The organism is Lichenibacterium minor, assembly GCF_004137685.1.
Lineage (GTDB): Bacteria > Pseudomonadota > Alphaproteobacteria > Rhizobiales > Beijerinckiaceae > Lichenihabitans > Lichenihabitans minor.
Genome location: NZ_QYBB01000007.1, coordinates 1 through 12264, shown reverse-complemented (window position 1 = coordinate 12264; position 12264 = coordinate 1). Strand labels below are relative to the sequence as shown.

Genomic DNA, 12264 nt, shown 5'->3' with positions numbered 1-12264 from the left:
CTCCTGCCCGCGGCCTCATCAGCACGGGATCCAAGAGCATGAGCCTGCAGCCCACCCCCGCCGACGCCGGCGCCCCCCAGGTCCTCCACGGCGACGGCTCGCTCCTCATCGTCGACGACGACAAGCCCTTCCTGACCCGCCTCACCCGCGCCATGGCGAGCCGCGGCTTCCAGGTGGAAGCGGCGGAATCGGTCGCCGAAGGCCTCAGCGCCATCGAGAAGAGCCCGCCCGCCTATGCGGTGATCGACATGCGGCTCGCCGACGGCAACGGCCTCGACGTCATCTCCGAGCTGAAGAGCAAGCGGCCCGACGCCCGCGCCATCATCCTCACCGGCTACGGCAACATCGTCACGGCCGTGACGGCCGTGAAGCTCGGCGCCTTCGACTACCTCGCCAAGCCGGCGGATGCGGACGAGATCTACGGCGCCCTGATGGCGCTGCGCCACGACAAGGCCGAGGTGCCGGAGAACCCGATGTCGGCCGACCGGGTGCGCTGGGAGCACATCCAGCGCATCTACGAGCTGTGCGGCCGCAACGTGTCCGAAACGGCCCGCCGCCTCAACATGCACCGCCGCACGCTGCAGCGCATCCTGGCCAAGCGCGCCCCGCGCTGAGCGAAGCGCCGCGCGGGTTCCCCGTCAGGGATCCGCGCGGCCGCCCCAGCGGTCGAAGGCGACGGCCTGGAGCCTCGCCACGAAGGCGACCGCATCGGGGCCCGACCAGGGCCCCTCGTATCCGGCCCTCCGCGGCCGGCCTCCGACCCACCAGCCCTGCCCCGGCAGGGCGTCGGCTTTCCTGACCACCAGCACGGCCAGTTCGGGCTCGCCGGCGGCGCGGGCGGCCTCGTCGATGGCGTCGAGCGTCCCGCAGACCGCCCGCATCCTGGGGCGGCTGAACCGGTGGCCCAGCGCTTCGAGCAGCTCCGAATAGCTCATCGTCCGGCGCAGACCCGCGGACGCGACGAGGATGGCGCGGACGTGCTCCACGTCCGAAAGCGGCACCGCCGCGGCATCGGGCGACAGCCACGGCTCGTCCCCTCCCCTGCGGGGAAAGCCGGGCTTCGCGGGACCGGGCGATCGCGGCATCGCAACACTCACGATCCTGGTCCTCGGCACGGTGGCGACCGTCGTTCCCGCTCTCGCCGGGAGGGGTCCGACGAGCAGGCCACGACGCTTCGGTGGGCCTCCGGCGCCGACACCTTATCGGGGAGCAGGCTCCGGAGGCCAGTCCGTCGTGTTCCGCGAGGCGCCGGGTGGGCCAGGAGCGGCGTGCGACGGGTGCCCGGCCGCGCGGAACGCGCTATCGTGCCGGGAACGCGGCGGCGGGCGGGGCGGGATCGTGGGCATTCGAGACTGGCGCGGTTTGGCTTCCGGCACCGCGATGGCGATCCTGGCGGCCGCATCCGCTTCCGCCGCCGAACCGGCCCCGCAGCCGCCCTCCCCGGCGGCGCTCGCCGCCTTCGTGGCGACGCTGAAGCCGGCCGCGGACGCGCGCGGCATATCCCCCGCCACCTTCGACGCGGCCTTCGCTGGCGTGACGCCCGACCCCGCCGTGGCGGCGCTGACGCGGCGGCAGGCCGAGCTCAACAAGCCGACCGGTGCCTATCTCGCCGCCGCCGTGACGGCGGTTCGCGTCGCGGAGGGCGCGAGCCTGCTGTCCCGGTGGCACGACGACCTCGCCGCCATCGAGCGGCGCTTCGGCGTGCCGGGCGCGGTGCTGGTGGCGATCTGGGGCTTGGAAACGAACTACGGCGCGGCGCCGGGGTCCAAGGACGTGGTCCGCTCCATGGCGACGCTGGGCGCCATGGGCTTCCGGCCGGACCTGTACCGCGACGAACTGTTGGCGGCGCTCGACATCCTGCAGCGCGGCGAAGCCCCGCGCGACGCGCTCCGCGGCTCCTGGGCGGGCGCCATGGGGCAGCCGCAGTTCATGCCGTCGAGCTTCCTCAAATATGCGGTCGACTGGCGCGGCGACGGCCGCCGCGACATCTGGGGCGACCCGCCGGACGCCCTCGCCTCCATCGCCGATTTCCTCCACGAGCAGGGATGGACGCCAGGCCTGCCCTGGGGCTTCGAGGTGCGGCTGCCGCCCGGCTTCGACATCGGCGCGGCCGCCCGCGCCCCCTTCCCCGCCTGGGCGGCGCGGGGCGTCGCGCGCGTCGACGGCGGCGTCCTGCCGGAGGACGGCACGGGCATCCTGTATTTCCCCGCGGGCGCGCCGGGCCCCGCCTTCCTGGTGACGACGAACTTCTCCGTCATCAAGACCTACAATTCGTCGGACAGCTACGTGCTGGCCGTCGGTACCCTGGCCGATCGGATGGATGGCGGCCCCGCGGTTTCGGCCGCCTGGCCCACCGCGGCGCCGATCGGCCGCGACGACCGCATCGCGCTCCAGGCCCGCATGGCCGCGCTGGGCCTGCCGGTGGACGACCGCACGGGGCGCATCAGCCTGATGCTGCGCGACGCCATCCGGGACGCGCAGAAGCGCGTCGGCCTGGTGCCGGACGGCAACCCGACGGCGGCGCTGGTGCGGGCGCTGGCGCGGTGAGGGGGGGGGAGTACGGAGGACAGCTATCCGCGTCGAGAAGACACGTCGCCGCCCTGACTCGCCGGAGAACGACGGGTCGACCGGTCCAGAGAAATGCTTTCAAGGCGCCAACAACCGGGGGCGTCAAGGAGCGGAGGACATCGAGTCCCGCATCCGGTGCAGCCTCACGGGGGTATACCTCAACGGGGTACGGCGTCTCACTGCGGTATCGTTGAGCTTCCGGGACGGACGGACTTTGGCGCGGCACGATGGCGGCTCCAGCCGGTTTGTTTTGGGTACAGGCATATCGAACCAGACTTAGAACAACTGCCTTTCGATCTGAGTCGACCGAAGTCGCGGGCGAACTGCCGGTGGGGTTCCATGGTGTCGTGACCACGGAGGGCATGATGGCACGAGCCTTGTCGCTTGACCTGCGCGAGCGGGTGATCGCCGCCATGGCGGCGGGTGCCTCGTGCGGGCAGGCTGCGGAGCGGTTCGGGATCGCCAAGGCGAGCGCGATCCGCTGGCACGCGGGGTTCCGGGCCGAGGGCGGGATCGCCGCCGAACCGATGGGCGGCGACCGGCTCTCGCACCGGACCGAGGCCCATGTGGCCACGATCCTGCAGGCCTAAGCGGCGCGGCCGCAGATCTTTCTGCGCGAGGTGCGGGACGTGTCGGGTGAAAGCGGGGCCACGGCGAGCCTGAGCGGGCTGCCGCGCTTCTTCCGGCGCCACGGCATCACCCGTAAAAGGGATCTGCACGCCGCCGAGCAGAACCGTCCGGACGTGATGGAGGCGCGCCAGGCTTGGTTCGAGGGGCCAGTCGACCTCGCCCCCGAGCGCGTCGTCTTCCTCGACGAGACCGCGACCGCCACCAACATGGAGCGGCGCTATGGCCGGGCGTAGCCGCACGGCCACGACAAGGCCACCACCGTCACGGCCGCGCTGCGGGCGAGCGGCCCCCTCGCGATCGATCTCATGGACGGTGCCACGAACGGGGCGACACGGTGGTGATGGGCGACCGCGCCGCCCACAAGGTGGCCGGCGTCCGCCAGGCGATCGAGGCGGCAGGAGCGCAGCTGCGCTACCTTCCGGCCTGCAGTCCCGACTTCGATCCCGTCGAGAACGCCTTCGCCAAGCTCGAAGCCCTGCTGCGCACCGCGGCGGCCCGCACCGTGCCGGACCTTCGGGCGGCGATCCGCGAAGCCTTCATTTGTTTCAAACCCGACGAGTGCCGCAACGACCTCGCCACGGTTGGCTATGACGCAGAAGAACCAGCTTGAACGGCAACAACTCTAGCGAACACCGTCGTAAATCTTCATAGGAATTGTAGTTGCGCCGTAGTATCTGCCGATGATTGCCCTTCCCGGTGCCTCGCAGAAACGCTAAAGGGCCTCGGCACCATGATCGTTTCCGAACTCGACGGCGACCGAGAATGGCCATTATCGGCAGTGGGAGCGATCTCTGGACAACCCTCCCTCAGCAGGGAACATCGAGTGGCATGGGGAACTTGCGCCATCGGGTCGGCCCCACGGTGCATCATCGTTGTGCCGTGAAAAGAACCGGCTCGGATGATCGTCCTTGCTGGTTTGGCTGACTGGCCCATACTGATAGGGGACTATAGTTCAGCTCGGGTCGAGCAAGCCGAAAACAGCCACCAGGGCGATGGCGAGGATGCCAAGTGGCACCTCGGCCAAGGTGGCTCGGCGCAGCTTGGCAAGGCTGGTGGGTAGTTGCGGTACGAAGACATATCGGTTGAGGACAGCCAAGCCGGTCATCATGGCCACGGCTAGCACCTTGACGTCGAGCAGAACCTGATAGGGCGAGCTGAGGTCGATGGGCCACTGCTTGAGGATCAAGGCGGTGCCGGCGATCCCCGTCGCCACCACAAGGGCCACGGCGATGTGACCGGCCCGTGAGAACCGGCGGAGCGCGATCGCCGCCTCGGCACGGCTTTCAGATCTCCCGAGACAAGGCAGGATGGTCAGCACGGGAACGAGAGCGCCGAACCAGGCGCCGCTTGCCAGCACATGCAGGACATCGTTGGCGCGGTTCGCCACGCCGAGCCATCCCTCGTGCATGACGGCGTGGCCTGTCAGGCTCAGGCCCGCCAGCATCAAGGCCGCGGTGATGGCCGTTCCGGTGAGCTTCGCCCGTAGCGGAGCCATCCCGAGCAGCACCAGCAGCAGTGCTGCCGCTGCCGCCTGCGCGCTCCAGGCGTAGCCGCTGCTTGTGTCAGTCAGGACGCCGACAATCACGGCCGGGTTCACGGCATCGCGCCAGCCATCGCCGATCGACGCCGCCTCGACCGGCAGCTCGGCGGCGGTCGCCATGACTGCGGCGACCGCCGCCGCCGCCGCCCAAACCTGCAAACGATCAGCCACCGCGCTGCCGAGGTCCTTGGGGACCAGCCAGGCGAGATAGGCGCCGCCGCCCCACAGCAGTAGCGCTGCCGTGTCCTGGACGACGCGGCAGGCAGCCAGCGCGACCAGAGGCGAGGTCACGGCTTGAGGGTGAAGCTGTAGCTTCCATCCGTCTTGTGGCCGTCGGTGGCGAGCGCGTGCCATTCAACCTTGTAGGCACCCGGTGCGAGCGGGCCGGCGACGGGCACCACCAGCGTCTTGTCATCGCCCGGCGCCATCGCCGCAGTGCTGGTCGCCACGACTCCGGCGGGGCCGGTCACGACGACGCCCGTGAACTTGAGGTTCACGCCCTCCGAAAAGCCGAGGCGCAGCTCGGCGGGTGCTGCCGAGATCGTCGTGCCAGCGGCCGGTGTCGAAGCTTTCAGGTGCGCGTGGGCTGCCGCGGCACCGATCGAGCCGAGCAGCAGGGCAGTCGCGAGGCCGATGCGGACCAGAGAAGTTGTCATGGTGTCATCCTTCGAAAGATTGACGCGGGTGCGAGCCGCGAGGAGGCGAAAGGCTCGGCATCAGCCGCGGGCAAGGGCAAGGCTGCCGGTTGCCGTTGAGACGGGCATGGGGAAGGTCCTGAGAACCCACGGCTAAGCTGGCCCGCATGGTGCGGGCCGGCCGGAGCTGGAGAGGGGTCGGGTTCGCGTGAGGTCAGCTCACGCGGACGGCGGACCTCGGGACAGGCGCGGGCCGCGCAGGCGCGCGAGATGGGGCGACCAAGCGAGGGCGGCGGCGTGAGCGGCGTGATGCTCGACCGCGGCCGGTGTGGTCAGGACTGGCGCTGCCGGCAGCAACGTGGGGGCGAGGAGGGCGCAGGCATCGCAGCAATCGTGCTGAACGGGATGCGCCGGATCGGATGGGATCGACGCCTCACCCCGACCGGAGTGGCAGATCGGGACGGTGACGCCGGCCAGGCTGTAACTCGCCTCACTGGCCATCGCCACGAAGCCGCGCCCGACGCCGGTCAGGGCCAGGATCAGCATGAGGGTCGCGGCGAGAACGAACCGCGACCCGGATGGTCGCGAGGCTACCATCGGGGCAATCCATGGGACTGACGCGCCTTTGTCAATCCGCCCGTTCGCCGGCCAACTGCCCGCGGGCCTCAAAGGAGGGCTGGTCAACTCTGGCCGGAAGGCGGCGCAGGCCGGCGATCACGAGGAACACGCTGCTGCCGGCCAGCAGCAGCAATCCGCCGAACCAGGTCAGCACCTCGGGATGGTGGAGTAGGTCCGGCCAGTCCGGCCATATGATCGTGCCGGTCCAGAACCCTTCGGCGCTGAACTGGCAGAGGGGGGCGGCGGCCAAGGGGTCATCGGCGATGGCCTGCGTCAGCGCCCGCACGGCGGCGTGGTCCCCACGCACAAGCTGCAGGCGCACCAGCAGGGCTTGAACGCCAGCGAGATACGCATGGGCGCATCGGTTGAATGGGCTGTTTTCGTCGGTGATGCTGCCGGGCACTCGGCCCCAAAGGCAGGCGAAGGATTGATATTCAAGGAACTGCAGCAGCCGCCTGCCATCCCGGTCATCCCAAAGGAGCTGTTCAGCGACGCGCCGAGTGGCACCAGCCTCCGCAGCCATCGCCGGCATCTGCGGATGCATGACTGGCGGCACGAACAGGCCATTGTGTGGTCCGTTCGGATCAGGCAGGCGCCCGTGTGCGCCTACCGGCGACGAAAGCAGCCCGAGCACGACCGCTACGGTCCCCAGCAGAGCCGCGCTATGAGCTGGCCTAACACCCCGGCGTTGCAGCGCACCGCTCCTCTAACCACTGATTGTTTTTAGCATCTTATAGTATGTCGATCGCTGCGGGCTTTCCTTCGTACCCTGCGGGCGAGCGCTTTCGGGGTCACCTCCAAGCGGATCGCCGCCGCAGGCCATTAGGCACATCGTGACCTCGCCAGCCAAAACAGAATGTCATACCGGACCGACCAGATCGAACCGATGCGACGGCAAGGGTCCCAACCGAAAAGAAGCCCCCGGCGCCCGCACGGCGCTGGGGTCGAATGGTGCCGGTAAGGGCCGTTGTCGGAAGCGATCGTCCGACTCGGACGAGGAGCGGTCAGGCCGGTCTGGATCGTGATCGGGTCGAAGGAGACATTCGGCACGGCTACGACAGAACAACTGTCACTGGATGACGTGAGCTGGTGGCTCCTCCAGTCACCGGCCGCTCTAGCCGGCATGGAAGGTGAAGTTCTGTGGCCCGCTCGACATGAGCGAGTGCTGACTGTCGCCCACGAAGGTACCATTGTAGGTAGCCCCATTGATGTACAGGTTGCGGTCGGCTGCGGTGGAGCCGCCGTAAAGGTCGTTGAGGAAATTCACCGAAACCATGTGGGACCCGGCAGCCCAGTCGCCCAGAAGGTTCAGCGTGTCCGTGGCCGTCCCGTGCGCTGCATGAGCGGTCTGCGTCCCGCCGACCTGCTGGCCGTCGACCGACACCGTGTATTGCGCGTCGCCCTTGTAAGCATCCTCGCTCATCGACAGCACCAGCTTGTCGGAGCCGCTGCCCAGCGTGGTCGAGGTCGGACCGGACGAGGCCGTCGCCGTGGAGGTCGCCGTGGTGGTGGTGGTCGAGCTTACGTCCTGGAACACGAAGGTTTTGGCGCCGGTCGACATGAGCGAGTTCTGCGCGCCTGAAACACCCGCACCATCGTAGGTAGCCCCATTGATGTACAGGTTGCGGTCGGCTGCGGTGGAGCCGCCGTAAAGGTCGTTGAGGAAGTTCACCGAAACCATGTGGGACCCGGCAGCCCAGTCGCCCAGGAGGTTCAGCGTGTCCGTGGCCGTCCCGTGCGCCGCATGGGCGGTCTGCGTCCCGCCGACCTGCTGGCCGTCGACCGACACCGTGTATTGCGCGTCGCCCTTGTAAGCATCCTCGCTCATCGACAGCACCAGCTTGTCGGAGCCGCTACCCACCGTGGTCGAGGTCGGACCGGACGAGGCCGTCGCCGTCGTGGTCGTCGCCGTGGTGGTCGCCGTCGTGGTGGTCGCCGTCGTGGTGGTGGTCGGGCTCAGGTCCTGGAACACGAAGGTTTTGGCGCCGGTCGACATGAGCGAGTTCTGCGCGCCTGACACACCCGCACCATCGTAGGTAGCCCCATTGACGTACAGGTTGCGGTCGGTTGCGGTGGAGCCGCCGTAAAGGTCGTTGAGGAAGTTCACCGAAACCATGTGGGACCCGGCAGCCCAGTCGCCCAGCAGGTTCAGCGTGTCCGTGGCCGTCCCGTGCGCCGCATGGGCGGTCTGCGTCCCGCCGACCTGCTGGCCATCGACCGACACTGTGTATTGCGCATCGCCCTTGTAAGCATCCTCGCTCATCGACAGCACCAGCTTGTCGGAGCCGCTGCCCACCGTGGTCGAGGTCGGACCGGATGAAGCCGTCGCCGTGGAGGTCGCCGCGGCTGTGACGTTGGCCGTCGACGCCCCATACAATCCGGGATCGTTGGCATCCGGCGCCGAGACTGTGCCCTGCGTCACGGCCTTCGCCGCCGGGTCCTTGGAGAAAGCACGGATATAGTCGATCTTGGTCGTCATCGACCCACCGGCGGCGTTGGACTCCGTCGCGAGGTCGGCCAGCAGGTACATCGGGCTGTGCATGTCGCTCGGCGTCGCTTGGGAGCCCATCGCCTTGCCGTCGACGTAGAAGGTGATCCGGTCGGGCTCCCAGTCCATGCCGTAGGTGTGGTAGCCGGTGGTGCGGCTTGCGTCCTGACTGTAGACCTGAAGCGCGCTCGCGGGCGTATTGTCGCTGGTATGAATGGTGCTATACGTGCCGGGGTTGTTGTTCCCGTAGTGCTCCATCACGTCGAGTTCTTGGTTCGCCGTCGGCTTGTCCGGCAACATCCAAAAGGCATCCCAGCTGCCCGGTGCGCTGGCTGTCTGAGCCCGCATTTCGAAGTAGCCGTAGGTTTGGGAGAACGTTCCCTTGGTGCTGATGAGCCCCGATTCCCACGAACCTGGGTAGCCGGACGCCGTCCGATCTGGGACGGCTGTGATGGACAGAGCGCCACCGGCCACATTGAACGGGTCATACCCGGATCCCGCGTCGACGAAAGACGACTTACCGAAGCCGATATCCGATTCAGCATCGTAACGCCATTGCGGCCGGATGTCAGACCAAGTGGTGCCCGTGCCACTTTGAGAAATACTACGAGCGTTGAACTCGTCATCGAACGTCATCTTGTAGCCGGTCAGATCTACCATGCGAAATCTCATCGAGGGGAGTTGCCGCTGGGAGCCGGCGTTCGTGCGTCGGCTGGCGCTCCGACATTCCTCAAGGATGGCTCAAAATATGTTATCAAGATCTAAAAATGAGCGGTGAATTCCTAACGGTAGGTTATCTGCGTGACGTCTAGAATTTAGTCGCAATGATCATGAAACGAGCGGGCGCTATCTCACAATCACCGCAGAGAAGCGTGTGCGGTCGAGCATCGTCTTTTCGGAGATGGCGGTGGCGCGTCAGGCCGCTTGGGGTGGGCCAGGGCACGCTGCTCGATGATGTACATCTGCTTCGGGAGAGTTTACCGCCACTTTCCTACGACATGGACAGGTCGACAGCGGTAAGCCGGCTCCAACGACCACCTTCGATGATGTCCCTCTCGGGACTGGTCGGCCTCACGTGATGGCGTGAGGCACGAAGCGCGATCGATTGCCGGTGATCGCCGTCGCATCCTCTCGTATGCCCATCCCGCAGGGGCGGTCGCCGACGATCCACGATCCGACAACGGGCCGCATGCCATCGAACACGGGCAAGGGGTGAAAGGCCTGCAGCACGGCCGGGCCGGTATAAGGCCCACCCGTGCGCGACGACGCGGCGCCGCGTTCGACGATGGTGATGTTCGCACCCTCGCGCGAGTGGACCGGCTTCCTCACCCAGCTGTGCCCCAGCGCCTCGCTGTCAGCCTCACCTTCGAAGAAGGCGGGGAGCAGGTTCGGATGGCCCGGCGCGAGCCGCCACAGCAGCGGCAGGACGCCCTTGCTCGACAGCATCATCTTCCAGGCCGGCTCGACCATGCGGACCGTCGCCATCCCGGCCGAATGGCCGAAGGGGTCGCGCAGCAGCCACTCCCATGGGTACAGCTTGAACAGGACGTCGATCGGCGCGTCCGTGAGGTCGACGAAGCGGTCGCCCCTCAGGCCGATCTCGTCGATGCGCAACACGTCGACAACACGATCGGCCTGGACCGCGGTGTCGGCGAGATAATAGACCGTGCCCCGGTCCTCGACGTTGTCCATGGCGGCGAAGTGCAGCCGGCGGTCGGGCCATACCTCGCGCCACCGCGCAATCAACGCCTCGTGGATCGAGGTGAACTGGTCGGCGTCGCGAGGCAGCCAGCCCTGCGTCCGGCCGGCTTCCAGCCAATGCCACTGGAACACCGCGGCCTCATAGAGCGACGTCGGCGTGTCACCATTGAATTCCAGGAGCTTGGCGGGCCCGTCCCCGCCGAAGCAGAGGTCGAAACGGCCGTAGAGGGATGGCTCGCGGGCCCTCCAGCTGGCCGCGACGGCGTCCCACGCCATCTCGGGCACGCCGAGCTGCCGCAGCATGCGCCCGTCCTGCACCGCCCGGGATGCGAGCTCCAGGCACATGGCATGGAGTTCCGCCGTCGGCGCCTCAAGGTCGCACTCGACCTCCTCCATCGTGAATTCGTAACGGACCGTCTCGTCCCAGTAGGGCTCGTCGTCCGCGTATGCGAAGGCGAAGCCGAGGTCGGCGCAGATCCGGTCGAAATCCGGGCGCAAGGGCGAAGGGACGCGTCTCATTCGCCGCCCCCGCCGCCGCCATGGCCACCCCCGCCTTCGCCGCCGCCATGCCCCCCTCCGGATGCGGCCTCGCCCGTGCCGCCGAAGCCTCCGCGGGCCGTCGCGGCCTCGCCCGTGCCGCTCGTCGTTGCGACGGCATCGGAACTGGACGAGGATCCGGCGAAGGGCCACCACCCATGCGAGGAGCTTCCGCCACCTCCCGCACCGCCGCCATGGGCCGACGAGGCCGGCCGGCAGTCCTGGGACGGAGGATCACCCTGCCGGCACTCCGACCGTCGATCGCAAGCTGCGAGGGCCAATGGTCCGACCCCAATTACCAGCAGTGCGACGACCTTGCTCCGCTTCACGACAGGCCTCCAGGCGCAATTGCTGCGAACAATGGGCTACGCCTCATCCAGAGCTGCCTCAACAACATTCGAGAGCTAGGGCGTGGTGACGATTTAACTTTTTGATCCAGATCGCGATGGCGGCGAGCTTTACGAAACCCATGAAGTTGGCGAGGAGCGTGTCGTATCGGGTGGCAACGCGCCTGAAATGCTTGAGTTTGCAGAAGAAGCGCTCGACAGCGTTACGCTCTCGGTAAAGATGTTTGTCGCAGGAGCGCTGAACCTTGCGGTTGCGCTTGGGTGGGATGACGACCTCCGCTCCGCTCTCGACCATGGTGTCGGCGAGACAGTCGGCATCGTGACCCTTGTCGGCGATGACGGCACCCGCCTCGAAGCCCTCGATCAACTCCTGATCCAGGGCGATGTCGTTGCGCTGGCCCGGCGTATCGATGAGGCGGACGGGAAGACCCAGAGCGTCACTTTCGGCATGGATTTTGGCGCTCAGGCCGCCGCGAGACCGGCCCAGGCCCTGGGCATCCGCCCCCCTTTGTCCTGGCGGGCCCCCACGGCATGCTGATGAGCCCGCACAATCGTCGGATCGATCATCAGCCACTCCAGATCGGCTTCCTGTGCCACGGTGGCCAGGATGTCGTCGAGAACGCCCATTTCGATCCACCTGTCATAACGGCGCTTCACGCTTTGATAGTGCCCGTACTCTGCAGGCAGATCGCGCCAGCGCCCTCCGAACCTGGCCATGAACAGCAGAGCATCGACGAACAGCCGATTGTCGGTCCGAGGACCACGGCGTCCTTTGGTGCCGCCGGGCATCAGAGCCTTCAAGCGATCCCACTCATCGTCACGCAGCCGGTCACACATCATCGCTGATCCCCCCGAGATCAGCGATGAATCCCATTTCAAACCGCGTGGGGATTCCCAAACCTCAAATCGTCACCACGCCCTAAGAGCTTGACCCAAAAGGGTGGCTGACCTCGTCCTGGTTATATGATTCAGAGTTGGCGACCGAGCCAGCGGGATCGCCATGTGGACCGACGAACAGCGAGAAAAGTACAAGCGGCCGGGCGGTGGCTTCCCGAGCGACGTCACGGACGCGGAATGGGCGGTGCTGGGTCCGCTGATCCCGGATGCGACTCCCGGTGGCAGGCCGCGGAAAACCAACATGCGCTCGGCGATGAATGCGATCCTGTTTCTGCTGCGGACCGGCTGTCCATGGCGTTACCT

Annotated in this window: 11 protein-coding genes and 1 pseudogene; 4 read left to right on the top strand and 8 right to left on the bottom strand. The window is 67.4% G+C overall.

Translation table 11 applies throughout. The annotated features are described in order from the left end of the window. Nucleotides 1–38: 38 nt before the first annotated feature. Complete coding sequence (locus D3273_RS08120) at nucleotides 39–614, top strand: ActR/PrrA/RegA family redox response regulator transcription factor (RefSeq protein WP_129225319.1); 576 nt, start codon at nucleotides 39–41, stop codon at nucleotides 612–614. A 24-nt stretch (nucleotides 615–638) separates the two neighbouring features. Here D3273_RS08120 and D3273_RS08115 read toward each other — a convergent pair whose 3' ends face one another. Continuing rightward, on the bottom strand, nucleotides 639–1085 hold the full coding sequence (locus D3273_RS08115) for a hypothetical protein (RefSeq protein ID WP_207210735.1): 447 nt from the start codon (nucleotides 1083–1085) through the stop codon (nucleotides 639–641). Between the two features lie 277 nt (nucleotides 1086–1362). Between D3273_RS08115 and D3273_RS08110 the strand changes: the two genes are divergently transcribed. After that, on the top strand, nucleotides 1363–2547 hold the full coding sequence (locus D3273_RS08110) for a lytic murein transglycosylase (RefSeq protein ID WP_165359424.1): 1185 nt from the start codon (nucleotides 1363–1365) through the stop codon (nucleotides 2545–2547). Nucleotides 2548–2933: 386 nt separating this feature from the next. Beyond that, nucleotides 2934–3808 (top strand): annotated as a pseudogene (locus D3273_RS08105) (transposase). A 342-nt stretch (nucleotides 3809–4150) separates the two neighbouring features. Here the strand turns inward: D3273_RS08105 and copD are convergent. The 7 genes from copD to D3273_RS08065 all read right to left on the bottom strand — a co-directional run bounded on the left by copD (nucleotide 4151) and on the right by D3273_RS08065 (nucleotide 11904). Beyond that, nucleotides 4151–5029: a copper homeostasis membrane protein CopD gene (copD, locus tag D3273_RS08100; RefSeq protein WP_245501066.1), complete on the bottom strand. Its 879-nt coding sequence runs from the start codon at nucleotides 5027–5029 to the stop codon at nucleotides 4151–4153. After that, complete coding sequence (copC, locus tag D3273_RS08095) at nucleotides 5026–5394, bottom strand: copper homeostasis periplasmic binding protein CopC (RefSeq protein ID WP_129225315.1); 369 nt, start codon at nucleotides 5392–5394, stop codon at nucleotides 5026–5028. The genes copD and copC overlap by 4 nt, the downstream gene beginning before the upstream one ends. A 198-nt stretch (nucleotides 5395–5592) precedes the next feature. Then, nucleotides 5593–5919, bottom strand: a complete 327-nt coding sequence (locus tag D3273_RS08090) for a DUF2946 family protein (RefSeq protein ID WP_129225314.1) — start codon at nucleotides 5917–5919, stop codon at nucleotides 5593–5595. An 82-nt stretch (nucleotides 5920–6001) separates the two neighbouring features. Next, entirely contained in the window at nucleotides 6002–6625 is a 624-nt protein-coding gene (locus tag D3273_RS08085; RefSeq protein WP_129225313.1) for a hypothetical protein, read from the bottom strand. A gap of 480 nt (nucleotides 6626–7105) precedes the next feature. Continuing rightward, nucleotides 7106–9139, bottom strand: a complete 2034-nt coding sequence (locus D3273_RS08080; protein WP_129225312.1) for a carbohydrate-binding domain-containing protein — start codon at nucleotides 9137–9139, stop codon at nucleotides 7106–7108. A gap of 411 nt (nucleotides 9140–9550) precedes the next feature. Further along, nucleotides 9551–10699, bottom strand: coding sequence for a glutathionylspermidine synthase family protein (locus D3273_RS08075; protein ID WP_129225311.1), 1149 nt, complete (start codon nucleotides 10697–10699; stop codon nucleotides 9551–9553). Between the two features lie 405 nt (nucleotides 10700–11104). Further along, nucleotides 11105–11904 (bottom strand): IS5 family transposase gene (locus D3273_RS08065; RefSeq protein ID WP_245501065.1). Its coding sequence is split into 2 segments (ribosomal slippage): nucleotides 11105–11565 and nucleotides 11565–11904, totalling 801 coding nucleotides; the frame shifts between segments, so codons are not numbered across the junction. 160 nt (nucleotides 11905–12064) lie between these two features. Here D3273_RS08065 and D3273_RS08060 point away from each other — a divergent pair. Then, on the top strand, nucleotides 12065–12264 hold a 200-nt coding region (locus tag D3273_RS08060), incomplete at its 3' end, for a transposase (protein WP_165359423.1).